The sequence below is a fragment of the Bacillus sp. FSL K6-0268 genome (assembly GCF_038005425.1).
Taxonomy (GTDB): domain Bacteria; phylum Bacillota; class Bacilli; order Bacillales; family Bacillaceae_G; genus Bacillus_A; species Bacillus_A thuringiensis_S.
This window is the reverse complement of record NZ_JBBOTF010000001.1, coordinates 2,396,760-2,418,970: the sequence shown is the minus strand read 5'-3', so window position 1 is coordinate 2,418,970 and position 22,211 is coordinate 2,396,760. Positions and strand designations below refer to the sequence as shown.

Below are 22,211 nucleotides of genomic sequence, written 5' to 3'. Positions count from 1 at the left end.
ATATAGGAGGTTTAATTGTGGGACTTATTATTACGTGTATTGTAGGTGGACTTATTGGTGCGTTAGCTGGAATGATTACAGGGAAAGACTTTCCTTTAGGTATAGTTGGTAATGTAATTGCTGGATTAATCGGATCTTGGGTTGGTAGTGCATTATTTGGTCACTGGGGTCCTGAATGGGGAGGCATCTTTATTCTTCCAGCTTTATTAGGCGCAATCGTCTTTATTTTAATCGTCACATTCTTCTCTAGAATGCTACGGAAAGCGTAAGTATGGTAATGAATAGTAATCTTGAGTTTATTATATATAACTATAAAGTGAATAAACTGATAAATATACATAAAAAAGCATCCAATTAAACTAATTTGGATGCTTTTTTAATGTAATCTGTATGAAGGTTGCTCGCAATCATCATGTTTATTCAATAAATAATCAGTGAGGATGGCCCCACTGATTGAGATTACACTTTATATTACATATTAAACCATCGTTACTTTTTCACAATTATTTATTCTTACGACTTGCCTTGGCTCTATATGAGATAAGTCCTCGTTATTACCTATATCAACTACAATTGTATTCGTTAGTATATTAATAATGGAACCAACTAACTTTGTAGCATGATCGTGTCGATAAGAAAATTGAACGAAATCTCCCTTTTTAAAGTTGTGCTCTTCCATAGATAGATCCCCCTAAAAATAATGTTTATACATTATACATACACAAATTTATAAGGTTTAAACATTCGGTAGTATTTTTTTTAGTGTTAAGCTGAGAAAGGTGTAGAAAATTTATTTATAATGAAAATAAAAAAATATGTTTAAAACTAATTTTTATGGGTAATTAAATAGTAAAAGTTTGAGATGAGGGGGCGGAAATGATGAATTTGGAAATAAATATTTTGCAAAATGATGTAGGTTATACGGTACAACTTAATGGTGAGATTGATGCATATACGGCATCAGATTTAAAAAATAAGATTATGCCTATTGCAAATGAAAAAGAGGTTCATATTGTAGTAGATTTTCATAACGTAGATTATATGGATAGTACAGGCTTAGGAGTTTTTATAGCTTTATTAAAAGCAGTTAAGAAAAATGATGGGAAGCTAGAGTTTATTGGTGTATCTAAAAGGCTAAAAAGATTATTTGATATTACAGGGCTAACAGAAATATTAAATTTGAATTCCGATTTTGAAAAAGTAGAAAGAAGGTGACTAGGGATGATGGAGAGATTTGAAAAGATAGAAATGAAAATTCCTGCAAAAGCAGAATATGTGGCTATTATTCGTTTAACAATGGCTGGTGTTGCGAATCGAATGGGCTTTGCTTATGACGATATAGAAGATATGAAAATTGCTATTAGTGAAGCATGTACAAACATTGTACAACATGCATATAAAGAAGACGTTGGAGAAATTACAATTGTCTTTGGTCTATATGAAGATCGATTAGAAATTATGGCTGCGGATAATGGAGTTAGCTTTGATTTCAGTAGCTTAAAAAGTAAAGTCGGTCCGTATGATATTAATAAACCAGTAGAACATTTGCCGGAAAATGGTTTAGGTTTATATTTAATCAATACGTTAATGGATGATATACAAATCATGCATGATGAGGGCATGACAGTTTTAATGACAAAATATATACAAAGAGAGCAGGTGGAGAATGATGGAAATCCAATCTCAACCTACAACTCTTACTAAAGAAGACGTTATTAAGCTAATTGCAGAATTCCAACAAAACCAATGTAATGAAGCGCAGGAAAGGTTAGTTGATCATTATAAAAATCTCGTATATTCCATTGCATATCGCTATTCAAAAGGCGGGCCGATGCATGAGGATATTATACAAGTAGGGATGTTAGGGCTCTTAGGCGCAATAAGAAGGTATGATTATTCGATAGGGAATGCTTTTGAGCCGTTTGCAATACCTACAATAGTAGGCGAAATAAAGAAGTATTTACGTGATAAAACTTGGGGTATTCATGTTCCAAGGCGAATTAAAGATTTAGGCGGGAAAATTAAACTTGCGATAGAGGAGTTAACAGATCACCTGCAACGTTCACCGAAGATAATAGAAATTGCAAATCATTTAGGACTATCGGAAGAGGAAGTTCTAGAGATTATGGATGCGAAAAATAATTATCGAGTATCTTCCTTAGATGATGTAGTTGAAAATTCATCTGATGGAAGTTCGGTAGCGAGAATTGAATCTGTAGGTGAAGTAGAGCAAGGATATGAACAGACAGAAAGACGTCTCGTTTTAGAGGATATTTTTAACGTATTAAATGATACGGAAAAGAGTGTTATTCATTATATATTTGGAGAAAATTTAAATCAAAAAGATACAGGAGAACGGTTAGGTATTTCGCAAATGCACGTTTCTCGTATTAAAAGACAAGCGATAAGTAAATTGAAGCAAGCTGCATTTTTAGATACATAAAAATTTTAAATAATTATGTTTAAAACATGAGGAAAGGGGTACTTATTAAGTATAGGAGGAGATATAAAAATGTCACACGATGTGAAAGAACTAATCGAAGGATTGAATGAAGATTTAGCAGGAGAATACTCAGCAATTATTATGTATAACCATAATGCAGCTACAGTTTCTGGTATATATAGACAAGTATTGAAACCTTTCTTTGAATCTGAAATTAGTGATGAACAAGGACATGCCCTATATTTAGCGGAGAAAATTAAGACGTTAGGTGGTACACCTACTACGATCCCTTTACCAGTGAAACAAGTAGAAGATGTTAGAGAAATGTTAGAATCCGCTAGACAATCAGAATATGAAACAATTAAGCGTTATGAAACGAGAAAAGAACAGGCAGCGAAATTAAATATGACAGAGTTAGTTGTAAAACTAGAAGATATGATTGCAGATGAAACAAATCATATGGAAGAATTAGATCGTCTTTTAAATGATAAAGCAATGGTGTTAAATTAAAAGTAGAAATTTATACAGTGAAAGAACAAATTCCTATTTCTAGGGGTTTGTTCTTTTGTTGTATAAATATGTTTGAGTACGAAATTTTCATTTTGTAACTGAGTATGTAATACTAGAAAAATAGAAAATGATATTAGATTTACATTTTAAATAAGAAAAGGGGAAATAACTTGTGTCCATTTTAATTGTTGATGATAATCCGGTTAACATATTTGTAATTGAGAAAATTTTAAAACAAGCCGGATATCATGATCTTGTATCGCTCAATTCTGCACAAGAGCTCTTCGAATACATACAGTTTGGAAAAGATTCTTCCAGGCATAATGAAATTGACTTAATACTATTAGATATTATGATGCCTGAAATTGATGGACTTGAAGTTTGTAGGCGATTACAAAAAGAGGAGAAGTTTAAAGATATTCCTATTATTTTTGTTACAGCTTTAGAGGATGCCAATAAATTGGCCGAAGCTCTTGATATGGGGGCAATGGATTATATTACGAAACCTATAAATAAAGTTGAACTATTAGCACGTATGCGTGTAGCATTACGCTTAAAATCAGAATTAAATTGGCATAAAGAACAAGAAGAAAATCTTCGTAATGAATTAGATTTAGCTACACAAGTACAAAGAAACTTATTAAGTAGCCCATTAAGAGAAGATCGTATAAAAATTGAAGCAAGTTACTTACCTTCATTTAAATTAGCTGGAGATATGTATTATTGGTATAAAATCGATGGAAACCGCTACGGTATTATATTATTAGATGTGATGGGACATGGTATATCTGCTTCGTTAGTTTGTATGTTTATTTCGTCTGTATTACGTGAAACGATTAAATGTTTAATTGATCCAGAACTCGTCATTAAAGACTTAAATAAATATATGACTCTTTTACATAATGAGAATGACGATATTCCATATTATTTTACAGCGATATATTTAGTAGTAGATACAGAAAAGAGAACGATTGAATATGTAAATGCAGGACATCCTTCTGGATACGTTTTAGTTGATGAAGCGAATGTAGTGGAACTAGATCGCGGGAGTTGTGCAGTAGGATTTTTTGATGAAATAAAAGTTGAAAAGACAGTTATACCTTTTGAGAAGAACGCTCAAATCGTATTGTTTACAGATGGTGTTCTTGAAGCAATTGCAAATGATGAATTTGAGTCTGAAGAGAAATTACGTGCTTTTACAGAAAGAAAATGGGGAGATTTAGAAGGCGAGATAGAAGGGTTTTATAAGGGAGAACAGAAGAAAGCACAATCAGATGATATGTGCCTAATTATGATACAAACGAATGCAAAATAAAAAGCGTATGAAATCCAAACAGAGGATTTCATACGCTTTTTATCCCGCATTAACGGGCAGTAAGACTCCTACCAAAAAATTAGTCTGAAGCAAAGAAGGTAGGTGGGAGATCAACTGCCCGTAAATGCCCGATTGGTTCAACTAATAATCAGTGGGGGATACCCCCACTGATTAAAGTTTCACTTTATTGTATTTTTTGATAAATTTGTTCACTAGGATTAAATTGGGTATAATGCGGCATTATATTTGAAAAACGAAGAGTTTCTTTATTTCCTAAACATAGAAATCCATTGTGACTTAAGCTTTCATAAAATAGTTGCTGCACTTGATTTTGAAGTTTACTTGTAAAGTAAATTAAAACGTTACGACAAAGTATAATATGAAACTCGTTAAAAGATTGATCGGTTACTAAATTATGCTGTGCAAAAATAATGTTTTGTAAAAGTGATGGATTGAAATAAGCAAAACGACTATCCGTCGAATAATAGCTAGAAAATGCTTGTGTACCGCCAGCTTGTAAATAGTTTTTCGTGTAAGTTTGCATTTTATTTAATGAAAGTATGCCTTGTTTTGCTTTTTCTAACACATTTGTATTCATATCTGTTGCATAAATAACAGCCTTTTCACTTAATCCTTCTTCGTGAAGTAAGATGGACATTGATAATACTTCTTCACCAGTTGCGCATCCAGCATGCCAAATTCTAATTTCAGGATGTTTTTTCAATTCAGGAATAACATGCTCTCTTAGCGCTTTAAAAAAAGCAGGATTACGGAACATCTCAGTTACATTAATCGAGAAATCATTTAATAACTGTTCTAAAACCCCTTCCTCGTGAATTACTTTTTCAATTAATTTTGAAATGGTTGGGATATTAGAGAGCTGCATTCGATTGCAAATCCTTCTATAAATAGATGTGCGAGCATATTGGCGAAAATCAAATCCTGATAGTTTAAATACCGCTTCTAATAGTAATTCAATTTCTAAGTTCGTACGCTTATCCGTATCTACTGATGGATCAAAATTATAATACTTATTTTCCACTCCAACTAAACCTCACTTATTTTATTAACCATACACTCATTACCGAATAGAGTTGATGTAAATTTAATGGTTTACTTATATAATCTGAAGCGCCAGCAGATAAACATTTTTCCTTATCATTTGGCATTGCTTTAGCAGTTAATGCGATAATAGGTATTTCATGTAACCCTAAGTTCATTCGGATATTTTCCATCGTTTCATACCCGTCCATATTAGGCATCATAATATCCATTAAAATAAGGTCAATATTTGTATTGCTTTTTAGTATTTCTAAACATTCTATACCGTTTTGTGCAGTAATAATGGTAGCATGTTGTTTTTCTAATGCGTTTTGTAATGCAAATATATTTCGATGATCATCATCGACAATTAAAATGGTTTTCTTTTGGAAGACGTTATTTGTTTCGGGAGTAACTATCGTTTCCTCGACAACTTCAGCAGGAATAACGTCATCTACCGTTGCTGCGACTTCTAAATTGGATAACTGTATATTATGTAATCCATTTGGAAGGTTAGGAATATATACCGTGAAAGTACTACCTTCTCCTAAATTACTCTCTAACGTAATCCAACCACCTAATAATCTAGCAAACTCTTTACAAATAGATAACCCTAAGCCTGTACCACCATATTTCCGAATTGTTGCTCCATCTGCCTGTTGAAAGGCTTCGAAAATAAGTTGATGCTGTTCTTTAGCGATACCAATACCAGTATCTTTTACTGAAATTGTAATCCACTCTTTACTTATAGATTGCATATCATGACTCAAATTGGTTGTTTCTATCGGATTGAAATGTAAAGAGACGGATCCTTTTTCTGTGAATTTAAATGCATTGGATAGTAAGTTTTTAATAATTTGTTCAATCCGTTTTGCATCTGTATAAAACAGATCTGGAATCGTATCACTGTCTTCAATAGTAAATTCGACATTTTTTTGTGCAGCTATATGTAAAAAGTTTTGATGCATATTGGCTGCCATGTCACTTATGTTCGTTGCTTCAAAAATGATGTCTAGTTTGCCTGCTTCTACTTTAGATAAATCTAGTATGTCATTAATTAAAGTAAGTAAGTCTTTCCCTGATGAATGAATGACAGTTGCTAGTTCAATTTCATCATCCGATAAATGATTATCATGATTTTCTCTTAACATTTCAGATAATAGTAAAATACTATTTAATGGTGTGCGTAATTCATGTGACATATTTGCTAGGAACTCTGATTTGTATTTTGAGCTGCGTAACAACTCGCTTGCTTTTTCTTCTAATTCTGATTTGGTAATTTGTAAGTCAGCTGTCTTCTGCTCAGCTTCTTCAGTTCTAGACTCTAATTGTTCATTCGTTGTTCGTAATTCTTCTGCTTGCATTTGTAGTTCTTCCGCTTGCGTTTGCAATTCTTCTGATTGAACTTGTAACTCTTCTGTCATTGCTTGTGATTCATGTAAAAGAGTTTGAATTCGCATACGTCCCATAATGCTATGGATTGTTAAACCTAGATTATCAACGGTTTGTTGAATTAAATCTTGATGTAAGTCTGAAATCTCAGTTACACTTACTAACTCCATTACTGCGATCACTTCATCCTCAAATAAGATAGGGATGACTAGTAGGTTTTTAGGGCGTATTTCTAATAATCCAGTAGTAACGTAACGGAATTCTTCAGGTATGTCCCTGAGAATAAAACTTTTCTTTTCTAAAGCAGACTGTCCAATGAAACCTTCACCCATTTTAATAGACTGTTTTCCAACATCAGGACCTTGACCGGCGAAAGAAGCTTTCTTCACATAGTAGACAGTGTCTTCAATTTCTTCACGAACATAAAATGCACCGCAAGAAGTTTGCGTTTTTTGTATAATTCCACTCAGAATTTTTTTACCTAACATCTCAATAGAAGATACACCTTGATACATTAAAATTAATTCTGCAAGCTCAGTTTGTAACCACTCTCTTTTCGATATTTCGTCTAGTAGGTGATTTGTTGTATGAGCAAGATCTTTTATTTCATCATGTGTATTTACATGAATTCTTTCCGTAATTTTTTCTTTGGAAGAAATGGATTTAATAGCTTGAATTACATTTTTAATCGTTTTTGTAATGGAATTCGAAATATAGAGTGAAACGATAATGGAAATACAAGAAAGTAAGAACAATAAACTGTATAACCAAATCTCTAATTTATTATTTTCAATATCTAATTGTGCAGCTCTTTTTTTCGTTAGTTGCTCCTCAGTGCTACGGAAGTTAGTTAGCTGCGACTGTAATGACTGAATTTGAGTCGTGTCGATTGTTTGTACATTATTACTATTATTATTTGTAATGAGTGGGTGAATCTCTTTATTAATCCAACTAGTAATGTTTTCGTTAATCTGTTTTAATTTTTCTTGCTGAGAGGGGTTATCCTCTAATAAAGAAAAAAGATCTTGATAATGTTTTTCGTAATCCTTTTCTGCAGCGTTAAGGGATTGAACGTAATTTGCATCATTAGAAGTGATAAATCCTTTTGCTTTATTTTCAATTGTTAGTAAATCTTTCTCCACTTGATTCGTTAAATTAAGAACTTTAAAATCGTGATCAATAATAAAATTACGAGATTTTTGTAAACTGGAAATCCCATTGTTTAACATAATGAAAGAAATAAGCAAGAACAAAATGATAACTAAATAACCAGCCATAATTTTGTAACGAATACTAAATTTTGCTTTCGATTTCATCAAAAATTCCTACCTTCAAGATTATTAAAAGTTTTCTATTTTAAAGAATAAAAAACGTAATATATATTATATCAGTTTTCATAAGGCCAAACTAGAAATCCCCCTACTGTATTAGGGGGTTCTTTTTTCATAGAGGAAATCATTTTGAAATATAAAAACATATATGAAAGGTAGTAAACGGGGGAATAGAGGATAACAAACATTCTAAGAAGGAAAGAGTGTTCTTAAAGCTTTTTTTGCATCTATTCCTTCAAAAATAAATAATACAAGATCTTTCTTTTTTACAGTAAGGAAAAAGGATACTAGAGTGCTTAAATTTTTGATTGATGTCATTGTTCCATGTTTACTTATAAACAAATTAGCTTGAAATGTTGTCATTAAAGCATAAAAATGATGAATCTGAGTTATTGTAGGTGTTTCATTATAAGAAATAGTAGTAGAGTGAATGGCGTTCATCGTAATATTCCTTTCCATATAGTGAGCATAACAATATAAACATACCCGTTTTAGAAGATGTTAAACGTATAAATAAGAAAAATATAATTAAAGTTTTTTACGTTTAGAAAGAGTTAGGAAGGGTATACATATACTATAAAGAGATTGACTGAAGATGAATTGTAAGATGTCTATGTTTAGTAGATTAGTCTATCAAAATATACTTTTACTTTAAATAAAAAGGAGCCTGGTATACATGAATGAAATGATGATTGATATTACATTTGATTTAATTTACTTGTTAAGTAGTTCACTTGTAGTGCTTTTACTATTCGCATTTTTCGTAAATGGTTATGTTAATAAGAAGGTTAGTGTATACAGAAATGAAGAAAAATAAAGATACATTATATAAAACTTTAGGAGGTTAATAGTTATGAATGTAGATAGAAAAATAGTAGGTGTTTTTAGAACAATTGATGATGCGGCACTCGTTATTAATGAATTAAATGATAAAGGATACCCAGCAGATAACATTTCAGCTATTGCGAAGGATCAAAAGGAAATTGAACACCTGGAAGAAAAATCGGGTGAAAAAGTTAAGAATGAAACTGCACATAAAGCAGATATCTTTTCAGCGACAGGGCTTGTAGCAGGAGGAGTAGCAGGGGGACTAGGTGGTTTATTAACTGGCCTTGGTATACTTGCCATTTCTGGAATTGGTCCAATTGTAGCAGCAGGACCAATCGCAGCAGCTATTGGTGGAGCTGGTATTGGCGGAGGAGCTGGAAGTTTAATAGGAGCATTTATAGGATTAGGAATTCCAGAAGAACATGCTAAAAAGTATGAAGAATATATTTACGATGGAAATATATTAATTTTAGTAGATGCAACATTAGATGATAAGTTAGAAATTTATAAAATATTTGATAAGCATAATGCTTATAACTCTGATTTCTTTAAATAATATTTACTTCACATATCAATTATGCAAAATATAAACATAGTGAATATCGTTTTTTTGATCTTACAACTTTGGCGCGGCCGAGGAGTCGTATGACTATAAGAGAGGAAGGGCTTATAGTAAAAGATCAAGTTCTATCATGTTATTTAAAAGGGAAGAGGTGCCTTTTCGTGATTGTAAAAATATTAAAGGATAGCAGTAATAGCTTCCTTTGTACAGTTCAAAATAAAAATGGAGACCAGTATGTGAAAAAGTGGTTTAGTAAACATGAAAATAATAAAGAATTAGGACGACCAACTTTTAAAGAAGTAGAAAAAGATTGGAAAGAAAATAGAGAATCGTTTATGTATCCCAATATTAAAGCGCTTTATTCAAATGGAACATAATGCGCGTTTTATTATTACAAAACTGTCACATTCCTGTAAGGTAATTCAATAGATTAGATACTTTTTCCATGTCATAATAAAGTCATAAGAAAGCTTATCAAAACTACAACTTATTAGGAGAGTGTCAGTCATGATTGTAACAACAACTTCTGGAATTCAAGGTAAAGAGATTATTGAGTATATTGATATTGTAAATGGTGAAGCTATTATGGGTGCAAACATTGTCCGCGATTTATTCGCTTCTGTTCGTGATGTTGTCGGTGGTCGTGCTGGTTCTTATGAAAGTAAGCTTAAAGAAGCTCGTGATATCGCAATGGGCGAAATGAAAGAACTTGCAAAACAAAAAGGTGCGAACGCTATCGTTGGTATTGACGTAGATTACGAGGTTGTTCGTGATGGAATGTTAATGGTAGCTGTCAGTGGTACAGCTGTACGTATATAAGTAAATAAAAAACAGGCTCACCCCTTGAAGTTCATGCTTTGAGGGGGTTTTTTGTTTTTAAGTTGTAAAAGTAAAAAGAATGGGATTGTATTTCTTAGAAAAATAGAAGTGCCAGTAGCATAAATGGTATTTCGTACAAAAGAGCGAACTCGTTCAAATTATAGAACAGTTTTAAGGGCTAAATGAAAAAGAAACAGTAATGCTACATATATGTAACGTAAGTGCGAATTTTATAATAAAATTGTTATTTGAGATAATGGAAGAATTAGTGGTATAAATAACTTTATAGATAATAATCAAAATAGAGAAGACAGAGTGTTCATAGATGGAATGGTTAAGGGGATTTTCCAATCTGTAATAAAAAACGGAGGTACCGAGAACGTTTTACAGATGTCTGTTACATAAAATTTATAATGGATTGGGGGCAATTTATATTATGTTTTGGTTAGGAGGCTTTTTAGGATACATTGTAGGTTCTATTACTACATGTGCGATACTTTACTTTGGGTATAGAGCCGAGAAAAACAAAAAAGCGAATATGCGAAAGAAAGAGGGGAGAAATATCAATAAAAAAGGCGTATAGGATGTGGAAGAAAAATTGATAACATTGATGCAAAAATAAAGGACAGTTACATATTTTATATGATTACTATGTACTGTCCCGCTTATTCCTTTTGGATTAACAAAAATTGTTTCCTGTCTTGCTATAAATTTCATAGGCAAAAAAACCAAACCGATTATACAGCCAAAAAGCATTCCTACAGGTATGAAACTATCTAATAACAGTTGAGCCTCTTTTGATTTTTTCTTACCCAATTTGCCATGCTTATATTTATGTTCCAGTCTTTTTATTACAAATACTACAATTCCACCAACTAGTATAACAGGCCAAATTGCCGAAATTAGCCACATGTTAGAAGCTCCTTTCACCTTTCAATATAATTGTACCAAAAAATTACAATTACAGACTGCTAAATGTACTATCTAGTCTATTTAAAAGGTAAATGCAAAAGACTTCTTCTTTTGCATTTAATAACTCGTCAAAAACACTTTCCGATACGATAAACTTAACTAAATCTATACAATTCAATCAAATTTACACAAGTTAGTGCTTCAAAGTGTTCTCGCAGCCCCAAAGGGACGAGGGGTATAACACTCCACACGAGGCAGTATCGTTACCTCCTATTATCAAGCATTTATTTTACCCATCTTGATAAATTTATCGCAGCATTTACATCCCTATCGTGATGGCTATTACATGAAACACAACACCACTCACGTATTTTTAAACTCCACTGTCCTTCTGGTTGAACTGAATGGTCGTATTTTACGCCGCAACATGAACAAATCTTGCTTGAAGCGAACCATTTATCAGCTTTTACATACGCAATGCCATACTTCTAGCACTTGTATGATAAACATTGAAAGAAGAAGTTTAATTTTTGAAATGAAAATGATTTCGATAGTTTTTTGTTTTTTAACAGGTTTGAGATAGATAAGTCTTCCACAACAATCCTCATTGGTTTGGTTTTCACCAATTTAGCTGTTGCTTGATGGATATGGTTAGTTCGGATATTCGTAATTTTCCTAGATAATCGCAGGTGCTCAGCTTTCGCTTTTTCATATCCGGCAGATTGAATTTTTGCACCTTTTTTAAATCTCCTAGACATATCTCTTTGTGCTGACTTTTTCCTTTTCAAAAGTTTTTTAACCTTGGCATCTTTGTTTATATTTCGTTCTTTCATACCATTAGAAGCTACAAAAAGCTCTTTTAAACCAACATCCACACCAATCGACTCATTCGTTAGTTCTTGTAATTCAAAGTCTTCTTGGAACCCTACACTAATCCACCAGTGACGACCATCAAAGGTAACTCTTGGATTGGATGGTTTTTTATTTCTTGGTAGTTGTTGGCTTGTTTTCACTTCTCCAATAGACTGAATGTGAACTACTTTCTTTCCTATAATCAGTCTTTCATAATTAGCATAAAATCCTTGGATTACATCTTTTTTGGATTTATAAGAAGTGTGAGAACCATTTTTGTACTTTTTGAACGAATTTTTTCTCGCCGCATCAAAATCTCTTGAAGCCTGTTTAGGAACTTGTGCATTAATGTCTTTTAACCACTCATATTTCTTTCGCTTCTTGATCTTTGTAAATCGTTTCTGTAAAGCTAACTGTGAAACAGATTTTCCAAATAGCTTATAGTATCTATCACTCATTCTTTTACAATAGTTATAAGCGAATCTTGCAGCTCCAGCATGGTTTCTAAGCACTTTTTCTTGTTCAAGCGTTGGAATTAGTCTGACTTTCTTCGCCAATATCATCAGAATGTAACTCCTTTAATGAAAGATTTGTTCTTCTGAATCGTAGCGTGTTCCACCAGCATTCTCGTAAGACTACTCGGATGCAAACCTGTTAATTCTGATACTTGACTAACTCGTGAAAATTTCATTATTATTCTCACCTGTTATGAAGTGACCTTTGTCAATAGTTTTTCACCCATAATATTTTTCTTGATGGCATACAAAAGCTTCAGAAATAAGATCTATCGACAGTTAACCACTCTGTTATTCGTGGATTGGTTACCTCAGGTTAATGGTTCGTCGTTAGGCTCTTATAATCTCACTGCGTGGATCACACCTTTTCAAATTCTAATAAATAGCTTGTTTATCAGAATTTCAGCCATGCCAGAAGAGGTGAGTCATAGATAGCCAGACCTGTAATTCACTATCTCTGAAGCTCATCTATGCCATCAATTGATACCTTTGATTTCTAACTATGAATCAATCAACTTCATATCCTTCCCTCTTTATTTTCGGTGAATTTTACCTGTTTCTAATCCCCATATAAAACACCCCAGTTCTCTTGCGATAGCTGTAACGGCAACATTTCTAGGCTTCCCTTGATATATCATGCGATAATATTTTCTTTGTAACCTTTCTACAGCCTGATCCGCATAAGCAATCACTTCGCTTCGTTGCCCTTTTTGTCTTGCTTTCACTCGCTTCGATTTTAATCCGATTGCTCCTTTTACCAACGCATTTGCACATTCTACAAGAGTAGACCTAACGGTCGAATTTCCTTGTTTTGTAATCGAACGTCGACTGATTTTCTCTCCACTTGAGCTTTCGCTTGGCGTCAATCCTACATAAGCCATAAATGCTTTAGCCGTGGGAAAACGAGTGAAGTCTGCAATTTCCACATGAACAGTCATTGCCGATGTTGTATCTATACCTTTTAAGCATCTTAACTTTGCGATTGGTTCTTCGTACCTTTCACGATGAGATAATTCTTCTAATCTCAAACTGAACCGCTCAATTTTATCGACTAGAACATCATACTGTAATAGGTATTCGCCTAACGTTTCTTTGAATAATCCTTGTAGATCAAGATTCTTTAACCATTTCATATAAGCGATTGTCCAGCTTGATTTCCCTTCATACACATAGCCATGTCTTAAAAGGAATGCTTTTATCTGTTGTTTTATTTTTTTCAAAGATGTTTTAAAATCACCTAACATGCGGATATACTCTTTCACGGCAACATCCTCTTCTTCTGGAACATATACTTCTTTATAGGTGCCATTTGCTAAATTAAGAGCAATCATTTTGGCATCGAATTTATCATTTTTCACCATTTTGTTTTTTGATGAACTGTACATTGTTGTGGGAGCTAAAATATCACAATCAATTCCATTTTGTTCAAGAAGATTATGAAGTGAATACCCTAAACAACCAGCCTCATATCCAGCTTTAATTTTTATATCTTCACCATATTTTGTTTTCAGTTTCTCAACGAATTTTTTTACGAGAGATACATTTGAAGCACATCGTGCTTCTCTTACAATTTCCCCAGTTGTTCCGTGTAGTGCACATAAGCTAAAACTTTCCTTGTGGACATCCATCCCAATATATATTATATTTTCCATAGTGGCCTCCTATTATCATAGGGTATAACCCCATTCATAATGTTTTCATTCATTATTATGGGTTAAAATCCCTGACTTGATAATCTAGGAGGTCACTTCATATTATCTCATCGAACCAAACATAGCACGTACGTTCGATAAAATCAATAAAGTTTGATAGATTCAATAAAATTTATCTTGTTCAACTAAGGGCGCAATTCCTTAGCCAGTTCTCTTATGAACTTCTCATGTTTTCACATGAGCGCAGACTATATGTTTATCTACTTAGAGATAGAGGATTTTTCCACCACCATAGGCTTGTGATGTACTCTCGTCAGTTATACGAGATAGTCGTTGAACGTTCATCTTATCGCTTTTGACTTAGATGATTCGAGGCGGAAGACCCATTGTTCTAGTGTTTAGGATTTAACCTTGCACGATCTGATTGATTTTTTCTGCTTTCGCGACATTCACGCTCACTATTTCTAGCCACGTTGTAGTTCAATCAGCTTTAGGGATTGCCCGCAGTTAACCCTCACTACTAGCCAATCACTTGACTAGCAGGGCTTACTGATATATTTAATTAACTTTCGTTATAATTGGTTAAATAAATCGTAACAGTTAGTTACCCTTTCGTTTTCTCAGCGGACTGCACAACATCAACTGCCGCTTTCACATCCGCTAAGTCATATGTAGAATGGACTTTCATAAAACGTAATTGCTCATTTTCTACTAAGCAAATTAAGTGACGAAACGTTTCTTGCCATTTATATGGTGATACCTCTTTATTCCAATGTCGTAAATGAAATATGTTTGCGTGCACTTTCGCTTTCGTGACAATCTCTGCCCAGTTCACTTGTATTCCTGATAGAAGCCCGATCGTTAAAAAGTGCCCGTTTGGACGTAAGGAGAAAGCTAATGCATTTCCATCCGGTCCCCCGATAGAATCAATTGCAGCATCTGCACCTCTGCCGTTTGTTAATGTCATAACAGTTTCATAAAGCGGGGCAGTGGAAGTATCAATTACATATGCAGCACCAAGGCGCAGTAATTCTTCTGTATGCTTATTATTTCTTGTAACGGCAATGAATTGGAAGTTTAAAATTTGTGATAACTGCGCAAATAGATGTCCAATAGCGGATCCACAAGCATTCACTAATAAAACGTCATTACGTTGTAAGTTTAACGTTTCTGTACAAGTAACCCACGCCGTAAGAGGGTTAATATACATTTGCGCTGCTGTAAAATCATCGATGGAATCAGGGATAGGGACTACAAAATCAGCTGACGTCTTCACATACTCTTGCCAAGTACCTTCTCCGCGTAACGGTAAAACACGTTTACCGATAAGGTCTCTCGTAACGCCCGCACCTACATCTTCTACAATACCAACACCTTCATAACCAGGTATGTTAGGTAAAGGAATTCTATGAGCGTACGCTCCCGTTATTGGAATTAAGTCAGATGGATTAATCGGTCTAACTAGCATACGAACGAAAACTTCATTATCTTTCAGTGGTTCTATATTTTTATATTCAACTTGTAATACGTCTTTTGGATTGCCAAACTTATGAAATTGAATGCATGTTCCAAGCAAAGTAATTTGCCCCCTTAGTTTGATTGGGTTTATTATAGCATTTTTGGTTTAGGTGGTTATTTTGTTAGTGATAAATAGGTTTTTTAATTTGCGTATTTATCAGAATTTTATAAAATGTGTATATAACTATAAAATGGGGGGATTTCTTCATGTGTACTAGTTTGACGTTACAAACAAAAAATTTCCAGCATCTTTTTGCGAGAACAATGGATTTCACATTAGATATGAATCAGGAAGTAATAATCATTCCTCGGCGTTATCAGTGGAAAAATATAACTGGTGAAACGATCCGAGCGAAAAAGGCTGTTGTCGGAATGGGAATTAATCATGAAGGAAGGGTCATTATGGCGGACGGAGTAAATGAAGCTGGTATGACATGTGCCACTCTCTATTTCCCGGGATTCGCTACTTATAGTAACAGCATAGATGACCATAAAACGAATTTAGCACCATTTGATTTTGTGGCTTGGAGCTTGACGCAGTTTAATTCTGTTGAAGAGTTAAAAAAATCTGTTGATAACATTTCCCTTATAGATGTACCATTACCAGTTTTAGGGATTACTCCGCCACTACATTGGATTTTAGCAGATAAATGGGGAGAGTGTATTGTACTTGAGCCGACAACTGATGGAATAAAAATGTATGACAATCCAATAGGAGTGATGACTAATAGCCCGGAGTTTAATTGGCATTTACAAAATTTAAGACAATATATTGGACTTAAATCGCAGCCATTTGCACCAACCGAGTGGGGAGACGTACCATTAAGTGCTTTTGGCCAAGGTTCCGGATCGATGGGACTTCCTGGAGATTTCACCCCGCCATCAAGATTCGTGCGGGCAGCATATGGCAAACAAAACATTCAAGGTATAGAGAACGAAGAAGAGGGGATATCGGCTATTTTTCATATCTTATCAAATTGTGAGGTTCCTAAGGGGGCAGTAATAACAGAAGACGGTATATTAGATAATACTATCTATACAAGTGCAATGTGTATGGAGTCTGGAACATATTATTACCATACTTACGATTGTAGACAAATTATAGCCATTCATTTATTCAATGAAAATTTAGATACAGCTGAGATTAAAACGTATCCGTTCCAGCGGAAGCAAAAAATCTTTTATGAAAACTGATAAAAACACCTCCATTGAATTTGCATACTTAGTATGCGAATTCGGGAGGTGTTTTTCTATTAAGCCGAAGCCTTCTTCATTCTCTCAAGTAAACTAGATAACACATGCGTACGATAAGATTCTAGTTTTTTACCTTCATAAGTACGAATACCTAATTTTTTAAGTTCTTTTACATACCAACCTTTGCTTCCGAAATACATGTGATCGCTCCCCTTCAACTTTGTTTTTATTTGTCCTGATTATACTTGGAGGAACAGGAATTATAATGAAGGAAATGAATTTCGCGCGAAAATGGTTAACTTTGTTGCAAAAGACATATATACTAAAGATAGTATACAACGAGGTGGGCAAGACGTGATTATAGAGAAGCACGAAATTCAAATTGACCAAATTACGAGCGGTAAAGTGAATATCTTTACTTTCTATAGAAATAGAAAGCAAATTGATGATCATTTTTTACGATTGCAAGAACCATCGCTTACAGCAAACTACTTCTTCCATTTTCATTTTGATGCAGAGAGCTTGCATCTACTGCAGGAAGAGTTTCCAGGCGTATATCCGTACAACGGTAGTGAAACGATTCACGACTGGACGGAAAAGATGAAAGCTGAATTGCAACATCAGATCCAAACAGGTAAATGGAATAAACGCGTACGTATCGGTAATCGCATTCTAGATGTGGTGTTTACGTGGTGTGACGAAGATATAGTAGAGTGAAAAAGAAGCGGATGACGCTTCTTTTTTTTAGCGCTGGAATAAAACGAGCTTACCTGCAGTAGATGTACAGCGATGTGTTTTTTCATACAATCCTTTTTCTTGTAAGATAGATTCACCTTTTGCTTTTGCTTCTTTTTCAGTTGCCGCCTCGAATGATTCGTCTAATGCTTTTGAACCATCTTTTTCAAAGACTGTTAGAACGTATACTCCCATGAAAATTCCCTCCAATAATTAAAATCAGAATCTTATAATTATTTTGACATAAAATGCTACAATATGCAAAGAAATATATGACATTGCGTGGTAAAATAGAATGAAACTTTAATCATCGAGAATATTTTTATTCTCGATGATTATTAGTTTTCAGCGATGTTAATTTTAATAAAATGAAACTTTTGAAAGATAGAAAGGATCGTTATTTGTGAAACAAGTAAAGTTTATACATGCGGCTGATTTGCATTTGGATAGTCCGTTTAAAGGGATGGAGATGAATGTGGCGCAGTCTGTTTGGGAGAGAATGAAGCAAAGTACGTTTGAATCATTTGAGCGTATTGTTGATAAAGCGATTCAAGAGCGCGTTGATTTCGTATTACTAGCTGGGGATTTGTATGATGCGGAGACGAGAAGTTTGAGGGCGCAAGTGTTTGTGCGTGAGCAAATGAAGAGACTTTCGCAGTACGATATCCCTGTTTTTATTATTCACGGTAACCATGATCATTTAGGAGGAAGCTGGGCAGCGATTGAGTTTCCGGAAAATGTTCATGTGTTTACGGAGCCTTACGTAGAAGAGAAATCATTTTATAAAAATGGTGAGCTATTAGCTTCTATTTATGGGTTTAGTTATTTGCAGCAAGCGGTAACGGATAATATGACAGCGCAGTATACGAAAATGAGTGATGCGCCTTTTCATATTGGCATGCTTCACGGAAGTGTGGAAGGAGATGCAGAGCATAATCGCTATGCACCGTTTCAAATTCGTGAGTTGAAAGAAAAACAGTTTGATTATTGGGCTCTTGGCCATATACATAAACGTGAAATTTTATCAAAAGAGCCATATATTATTTATCCAGGGAACATACAAGGTCGTCATCGTAAGGAAACAGGCGAGAAGGGTGCGTACCTTATTGAACTTACGAAACAAGGAACGCACTGTTCATTTTTCCATACGGCAGATGTTGTATGGGATGAGATCGAGGTTTGTATTGATGGACTTGAAACTGTTGATGAACTTATGACGAGCATGTCAACTGCGATGAATGATTGCCGAAGAGAAGAGGAAGGGACGCTTTTAACTGTCGTATTCATAGGGCAGGGCCCACTTTCTCCTTATTTGCGTGACGAAAAGCGTGTGGAAGAGATTTTTCACATTTTAGCATCTGGCGAAGAGCGAAAAGATTTCGTATATGCAATGAAGTGGAAAAATGAGACGGTTTCTTTTGCGGAAATCGAACGTTTGAAAGCGGAAAATCATTTCGTCGGTAGTGTGCTAAAGGAGCTAGAAGCTTTCACAAATATGGACGGCGTGTTGCGCACCATTTGGACATCTCCTGTAGCGCGTAATAGTATTGAATCTTTTACAGAAGACGAGAAGAAAGAGATTCAAAAGGAAGCAGAAAATATTATTTTAGAGCAATTATTCCAGCAAGAGAGGGATAAAAAATGAGAATTGAAAAACTCCATATTTATGGGTACGGAAAATTAGAAAATGTGGAAATGGATCTTTCCTTGCTGACGGTGCTATACGGTGAAAATGAAGCGGGGAAATCGACAATTCGCTCGTTTATGAAAAGTATTCTGTTCGGTTTTCCGACGAGAGGACAGCGCCGTTATGAGCCGAAAGAAGGCGGGAAGTATGGCGGTGCGATGACTGTACAAACAGAGCAGTACGGCCGTTTGAAAATTGAACGATTGCCAAAGACGGCAGCTGGCGAGGTGACCGTTTATTTTGAAGACGGGAAAACGGGCGGCGAGGAAATTTTAAACGATATATTAAGCGGGATGAATGAAAGTTTATTTGAATCGGTCTTTTCATTTGATATGCATGGTCTTCAAAATATTCATCAGCTCGGCGAAGCAGATATTGGCAATTATTTATTTTCAGCAAGTGCAGTCGGAAGCGATGCGCTATTACAGTTAGATAAAAAGCTAGAAAAAGAAATGGATCAGCGTTTTAAACCGAGTGGGCGTAAACCGGAAATTAACGTGTCACTGCAAGAGATGAAGAAGCTTGAAGAGAAGATGAAACAGTGGCAAGGGAAAATTGGCACGTATGAAAAACAAGTGAAGCAGTTAAAAGAAAGTGAAGAGAAGCTTGCTTCTGTTCGCGTGGAAAAAGAGAATGCAGAAAAGCGAAAGCAAGATTATGAAATATTAGCAGCGCTTGAGCCCCTCGTTATTGAAAAGCGTGCGCATGAGAAAGTGTTAGAAAATGAGAGCGGGCAGTTTCCTGTAAACGGAATGGCGCGCTATGAAGCGATTAAGGCGAAGATGGAGCCGCTTCAGTTACAAGTTGATTCGCTCCATAAGAAAATCGAGACAGTGCAATCGGAAATTGCCTCGATTCAAATAGATGAAGAGTTTTTACAAAAAGAAAGTTATGTAGAAGAACTTCGTATGCAACATATGTCTTACGAAAATGCACGCCAAGAAATGCGTGATATGACAGGAAGTATTGCGAATATAAAAAAAGAAATTGCAGAACTAGAACAGCAAATTGGTGCTACTTTTGAAAAGGAAGCGGTTCTTGCGTTTGACATGAGTTTGGCAACGAAAGAATTAATTACGCAAACCGTGCAAAAGGCACGTGAATTAGAAACGCAAAAAGCACAGCTTGATGATCGTTTTAAAGTAGCGCAAGAGCAATTAGAAGAACAAGAAGAAAATATAAGACAGATTCAGAAACAAATGTTAGTTGATGAAGAGCGAAATACGTTAGTTGAGAAAGAGAAATCGTTCCAAGATGCGGCGTTTATCGGTATGGGCGCAGAGAGAATGAAGCGCAAGTATGAGGAAAAAGCAGGAGCAGCTATGCAAAAGAAAAAGCAGTGGCAAAGAGTTTGTCTTCTGTTACTTCTTATTAACACGCTTGTTTTATTCACGAGTTTATTTATTAATAACCGCCCGCTCTTATTTATTAGTGTTATTGTTTTTGTAGGGATTGTTCTTGCCCTTGTTTTATATAAAGATCCGTCAAGTGGATTACAAGAAGAGCTTCTTACTCTTCAGCAAAGTGCTGGCGGGAGACAAAGTGAAGAAGCGCTGTCTGTGCGCTATGAGTTAGAAAAAGATGAAGAGATTCGGAAGCTATTTGAGCGTGAGTCTTATAAATTGCAGCAAATGGAGCGAGCTTATGATAAAGTCGTTTCATCGTATGAGGAATGGGAGAGAGAAACGTTCCAGGCGGGAGAACAAGTAGATGCATATAAAACGCGCTATATGTTCCCAGAATTTTATACGTATGCACACATATTGCCAGCGTTTGAGCGTATTGAAAAAATGCAGCAATTATATCGGGAGTTAGAAAAACAAGGCACGCGAAAATCTTCATTATATGAAATGATTTCGCATTTTGAACAGAAACTAGAAGCTGTTATCGGTAGTGCGGAGTATAGTAAGCTACACGGGGCACAAAGTCGTATGCAAAATGAGAAAGAGAAGCGCCAAACTTGTAAGCAGTTAAAAGAAAAACTGGCGGAATGGCAAGAAGAATATGAGTTTATGCAAGAACAATTAAAGCAATTACTAGTAGAACGAGACAGTTTATGGCATATTGCAGAGGCTGCAGATGAAGAGATGTTTTTAGAAGCAGGTAAACTAGCGGAAAAACGTGAAGATGCAGAGAAACAAGTGGGGCGTTTATTACCGCAAATTGATTTGTTGGAACAGCGTTTAACGAGCTTATCATTAGCTGAACATTACGAAGCTGACGGTTATGAAGAGAAATTAAAGAGAGAAATTACAGTCGTGCAAAACTGTCTGGCGCAAGAGAAAGAACTGACAGAGCGCATTGCGAAACATCGTATGGAAATTGCGAATTTAGAAGAAGGTAGTACGTACGGCGATTTAATGCATGAGTGGGAAATGAAAAAAGCGCAAGTGCGTGAACAAGTGAAGAAGTGGGCTGCTTATGCGGCCGCAAAGACAGTATTAACGAAAACGAAGCAATATTATCATGAAGTGCATCTGCCTCGTATTTTACAAAAATCAGAAGAGTATTTCGTCTATTTAACAGGCGGACGATATAGTAAAATCTTTTCACCGTCAGAGGCGGAACCGTTCATTGTTGAGCGTAACGACGGTATGCGTTTTTACAGTCATGAACTAAGCCAAGCGACAGCGGAGCAGTTATATTTATCGCTGAGATTTGCACTTGCGAAAACATTTGAACATGATTATCCATTTATTATTGATGATAGTTTCGTGCACTTTGATGCGGTAAGGACGGATCGAACGATTGAACTAATAAAGGAAATTGCAAAAGATAGACAAGTAATCTTCTTTACATGTCATGCGCATTTACTCGCGTATTTTACAGAAAAACAGATTGTAAAATTAACACATAAGCGTAAAGAAAATGAGTTGTGATATGCTATACTAAAAGTAACTGATTT

The 22,211-nt window shown here is 34.9% G+C and carries 23 protein-coding genes and 2 pseudogenes; 14 read left to right on the top strand and 11 right to left on the bottom strand.

The genetic code is table 11. The annotated features are described in order from the left end of the window. The first annotated feature begins 17 nt into the window (after positions 1 to 17). Entirely contained in the window at positions 18 to 269 is a 252-nt protein-coding gene (locus MHI28_RS12475; protein WP_000522902.1) for a GlsB/YeaQ/YmgE family stress response membrane protein, read from the top strand. A 209-nt stretch (positions 270 to 478) separates the two neighbouring features. On the opposite strand, the gene MHI28_RS12470 is transcribed toward MHI28_RS12475, so the two are convergent. Next, entirely contained in the window at positions 479 to 679 is a 201-nt protein-coding gene (locus MHI28_RS12470; RefSeq protein WP_000390994.1) for a hypothetical protein, read from the bottom strand. A 197-nt stretch (positions 680 to 876) separates the two neighbouring features. On the opposite strand from MHI28_RS12470, the gene rsbV reads away from it, so the two are divergent. The 5 genes from rsbV (at position 877) to MHI28_RS12445 (ending at position 4,268) form a co-directional block, all read left to right on the top strand. Beyond that, the gene (gene rsbV / locus MHI28_RS12465) at positions 877 to 1,215 is read left to right on the top strand and encodes an anti sigma b factor antagonist RsbV (protein WP_016097861.1); all 339 of its coding nucleotides are present in this window, start codon (positions 877 to 879) and stop codon (positions 1,213 to 1,215) included. Between the two features lie 6 nt (positions 1,216 to 1,221). Then, on the top strand, positions 1,222 to 1,704 hold the full coding sequence (rsbW, locus tag MHI28_RS12460) for an anti-sigma B factor RsbW (RefSeq protein WP_000970581.1): 483 nt from the start codon (positions 1,222 to 1,224) through the stop codon (positions 1,702 to 1,704). After that, the gene (gene sigB / locus MHI28_RS12455) at positions 1,667 to 2,443 is read left to right on the top strand and encodes an RNA polymerase sigma factor SigB (RefSeq protein WP_002083014.1); all 777 of its coding nucleotides are present in this window, start codon (positions 1,667 to 1,669) and stop codon (positions 2,441 to 2,443) included. Before rsbW ends, sigB begins: the two co-directional genes overlap by 38 nt. Positions 2,444 to 2,512: 69 nt before the next feature. Then, positions 2,513 to 2,953, top strand: a complete 441-nt coding sequence (locus tag MHI28_RS12450; protein WP_000017755.1) for a ferritin-like domain-containing protein — start codon at positions 2,513 to 2,515, stop codon at positions 2,951 to 2,953. Positions 2,954 to 3,125: 172 nt separating this feature from the next. After that, entirely contained in the window at positions 3,126 to 4,268 is a 1,143-nt protein-coding gene (locus MHI28_RS12445; RefSeq protein WP_086396956.1) for a fused response regulator/phosphatase, read from the top strand. 184 nt (positions 4,269 to 4,452) lie between these two features. On the opposite strand, the gene MHI28_RS12440 is transcribed toward MHI28_RS12445, so the two are convergent. The 3 genes from MHI28_RS12440 to MHI28_RS12430 form a co-directional block, all read right to left on the bottom strand. Then, a complete protein-coding gene (locus tag MHI28_RS12440; RefSeq protein WP_086413052.1) occupies positions 4,453 to 5,310 on the bottom strand; it encodes a CheR family methyltransferase in 858 nt (285 codons plus the stop codon). 16 nt (positions 5,311 to 5,326) lie between these two features. Further along, positions 5,327 to 8,017 carry a response regulator gene (locus MHI28_RS12435; RefSeq protein WP_086413053.1) on the bottom strand — a complete coding sequence of 897 codons (2,691 nt, stop codon included), beginning with the start codon at positions 8,015 to 8,017 and terminating at the stop codon, positions 5,327 to 5,329. Between the two features lie 204 nt (positions 8,018 to 8,221). Further along, positions 8,222 to 8,473: a hypothetical protein gene (locus tag MHI28_RS12430; RefSeq protein WP_000991351.1), complete on the bottom strand. Its 252-nt coding sequence runs from the start codon at positions 8,471 to 8,473 to the stop codon at positions 8,222 to 8,224. A 235-nt stretch (positions 8,474 to 8,708) separates the two neighbouring features. Between MHI28_RS12430 and MHI28_RS12425 the strand changes: the two genes are divergently transcribed. The 4 genes from MHI28_RS12425 to MHI28_RS12410 all read left to right on the top strand — a co-directional run bounded on the left by MHI28_RS12425 (position 8,709) and on the right by MHI28_RS12410 (position 10,241). Next, complete coding sequence (locus MHI28_RS12425; RefSeq protein WP_001004568.1) at positions 8,709 to 8,849, top strand: hypothetical protein; 141 nt, start codon at positions 8,709 to 8,711, stop codon at positions 8,847 to 8,849. Positions 8,850 to 8,885: 36 nt separating this feature from the next. Next, positions 8,886 to 9,416: a general stress protein gene (locus tag MHI28_RS12420; protein ID WP_340828012.1), complete on the top strand. Its 531-nt coding sequence runs from the start codon at positions 8,886 to 8,888 to the stop codon at positions 9,414 to 9,416. Positions 9,417 to 9,583: 167 nt separating this feature from the next. Then, complete coding sequence (locus MHI28_RS12415) at positions 9,584 to 9,799, top strand: DUF4028 family protein (RefSeq protein ID WP_003276970.1); 216 nt, start codon at positions 9,584 to 9,586, stop codon at positions 9,797 to 9,799. A gap of 130 nt (positions 9,800 to 9,929) precedes the next feature. Continuing rightward, positions 9,930 to 10,241, top strand: a complete 312-nt coding sequence (locus tag MHI28_RS12410) for a YbjQ family protein (protein ID WP_000637513.1) — start codon at positions 9,930 to 9,932, stop codon at positions 10,239 to 10,241. 679 nt (positions 10,242 to 10,920) lie between these two features. Here MHI28_RS12410 and MHI28_RS12405 read toward each other — a convergent pair. The 5 genes and pseudogenes from MHI28_RS12405 to MHI28_RS12385 form a co-directional block, all read right to left on the bottom strand. Beyond that, a pseudogene (locus MHI28_RS12405) lies at positions 10,921 to 11,153 on the bottom strand (hypothetical protein). 284 nt (positions 11,154 to 11,437) lie between these two features. Further along, a pseudogene (locus MHI28_RS12400) lies at positions 11,438 to 12,568 on the bottom strand (RNA-guided endonuclease InsQ/TnpB family protein). Then, complete coding sequence (locus MHI28_RS12395) at positions 12,568 to 12,696, bottom strand: hypothetical protein (RefSeq protein ID WP_000672787.1); 129 nt, start codon at positions 12,694 to 12,696, stop codon at positions 12,568 to 12,570. Before MHI28_RS12395 ends, MHI28_RS12400 begins: the two are co-directional and overlap by 1 nt. A gap of 357 nt (positions 12,697 to 13,053) precedes the next feature. Further along, positions 13,054 to 14,172, bottom strand: a complete 1,119-nt coding sequence (locus MHI28_RS12390) for an IS110 family transposase (protein WP_277548338.1) — start codon at positions 14,170 to 14,172, stop codon at positions 13,054 to 13,056. Between the two features lie 604 nt (positions 14,173 to 14,776). Next, positions 14,777 to 15,748 carry a zinc-dependent alcohol dehydrogenase family protein gene (locus MHI28_RS12385; protein ID WP_086413055.1) on the bottom strand — a complete coding sequence of 324 codons (972 nt, stop codon included), beginning with the start codon at positions 15,746 to 15,748 and terminating at the stop codon, positions 14,777 to 14,779. Between the two features lie 149 nt (positions 15,749 to 15,897). On the opposite strand from MHI28_RS12385, the gene MHI28_RS12380 reads away from it, so the two are divergent. After that, complete coding sequence (locus tag MHI28_RS12380; protein ID WP_000337587.1) at positions 15,898 to 16,884, top strand: choloylglycine hydrolase family protein; 987 nt, start codon at positions 15,898 to 15,900, stop codon at positions 16,882 to 16,884. A gap of 59 nt (positions 16,885 to 16,943) precedes the next feature. Here the strand turns inward: MHI28_RS12380 and MHI28_RS12375 are convergent, their stop codons facing one another. After that, on the bottom strand, positions 16,944 to 17,084 hold the full coding sequence (locus tag MHI28_RS12375) for a YflJ family protein (RefSeq protein WP_000273536.1): 141 nt from the start codon (positions 17,082 to 17,084) through the stop codon (positions 16,944 to 16,946). A 154-nt stretch (positions 17,085 to 17,238) separates the two neighbouring features. On the opposite strand from MHI28_RS12375, the gene MHI28_RS12370 reads away from it, so the two are divergent. Continuing rightward, positions 17,239 to 17,601, top strand: a complete 363-nt coding sequence (locus MHI28_RS12370; protein WP_002116695.1) for a hypothetical protein — start codon at positions 17,239 to 17,241, stop codon at positions 17,599 to 17,601. Between the two features lie 27 nt (positions 17,602 to 17,628). Here MHI28_RS12370 and MHI28_RS12365 read toward each other — a convergent pair whose 3' ends face one another. Continuing rightward, a complete protein-coding gene (locus MHI28_RS12365; RefSeq protein ID WP_000539552.1) occupies positions 17,629 to 17,814 on the bottom strand; it encodes a YhzD family protein in 186 nt (61 codons plus the stop codon). A 208-nt stretch (positions 17,815 to 18,022) separates the two neighbouring features. Between MHI28_RS12365 and MHI28_RS12360 the strand changes: the two genes are divergently transcribed. After that, positions 18,023 to 19,264 carry a metallophosphoesterase family protein gene (locus tag MHI28_RS12360; protein WP_340828011.1) on the top strand — a complete coding sequence of 414 codons (1,242 nt, stop codon included), beginning with the start codon at positions 18,023 to 18,025 and terminating at the stop codon, positions 19,262 to 19,264. Continuing rightward, positions 19,261 to 22,185 (top strand): ATP-binding protein, encoded by a 2,925-nt coding sequence (locus tag MHI28_RS12355; protein WP_086413057.1) that lies wholly within the window; start codon positions 19,261 to 19,263, stop codon positions 22,183 to 22,185. Before MHI28_RS12360 ends, MHI28_RS12355 begins: the two co-directional genes overlap by 4 nt. Positions 22,186 to 22,211: the final 26 nt, after the last annotated feature.

What these genes read in the sequence shown, in the direction of transcription:
- MHI28_RS12450 (WP_000017755.1), top strand. Translation starts at nt 2,513, where the DNA reads ATGTCACACGATGTGAAAGAACTAATCGAAGGATTGAATGAAGATTTA.
- MHI28_RS12395 (WP_000672787.1), bottom strand. Translation starts at nt 12,696, where the DNA reads ATGAAATTTTCACGAGTTAGTCAAGTATCAGAATTAACAGGTTTGCAT.
- MHI28_RS12380 (WP_000337587.1), top strand. Translation starts at nt 15,898, where the DNA reads ATGTGTACTAGTTTGACGTTACAAACAAAAAATTTCCAGCATCTTTTT.
- rsbV (WP_016097861.1), top strand. Translation starts at nt 877, where the DNA reads ATGATGAATTTGGAAATAAATATTTTGCAAAATGATGTAGGTTATACG.
- MHI28_RS12375 (WP_000273536.1), bottom strand. Translation starts at nt 17,084, where the DNA reads ATGTATTTCGGAAGCAAAGGTTGGTATGTAAAAGAACTTAAAAAATTA.
- MHI28_RS12470 (WP_000390994.1), bottom strand. Translation starts at nt 679, where the DNA reads ATGGAAGAGCACAACTTTAAAAAGGGAGATTTCGTTCAATTTTCTTAT.
- MHI28_RS12410 (WP_000637513.1), top strand. Translation starts at nt 9,930, where the DNA reads ATGATTGTAACAACAACTTCTGGAATTCAAGGTAAAGAGATTATTGAG.
- MHI28_RS12365 (WP_000539552.1), bottom strand. Translation starts at nt 17,814, where the DNA reads ATGGGAGTATACGTTCTAACAGTCTTTGAAAAAGATGGTTCAAAAGCA.
- MHI28_RS12355 (WP_086413057.1), top strand. Translation starts at nt 19,261, where the DNA reads ATGAGAATTGAAAAACTCCATATTTATGGGTACGGAAAATTAGAAAAT.
- sigB (WP_002083014.1), top strand. Translation starts at nt 1,667, where the DNA reads ATGATGGAAATCCAATCTCAACCTACAACTCTTACTAAAGAAGACGTT.
- MHI28_RS12435 (WP_086413053.1), bottom strand. Translation starts at nt 8,017, where the DNA reads ATGAAATCGAAAGCAAAATTTAGTATTCGTTACAAAATTATGGCTGGT.
- MHI28_RS12425 (WP_001004568.1), top strand. Translation starts at nt 8,709, where the DNA reads ATGAATGAAATGATGATTGATATTACATTTGATTTAATTTACTTGTTA.
- MHI28_RS12390 (WP_277548338.1), bottom strand. Translation starts at nt 14,172, where the DNA reads ATGGAAAATATAATATATATTGGGATGGATGTCCACAAGGAAAGTTTT.
- MHI28_RS12420 (WP_340828012.1), top strand. Translation starts at nt 8,886, where the DNA reads ATGAATGTAGATAGAAAAATAGTAGGTGTTTTTAGAACAATTGATGAT.
- MHI28_RS12430 (WP_000991351.1), bottom strand. Translation starts at nt 8,473, where the DNA reads ATGAACGCCATTCACTCTACTACTATTTCTTATAATGAAACACCTACA.
- rsbW (WP_000970581.1), top strand. Translation starts at nt 1,222, where the DNA reads ATGATGGAGAGATTTGAAAAGATAGAAATGAAAATTCCTGCAAAAGCA.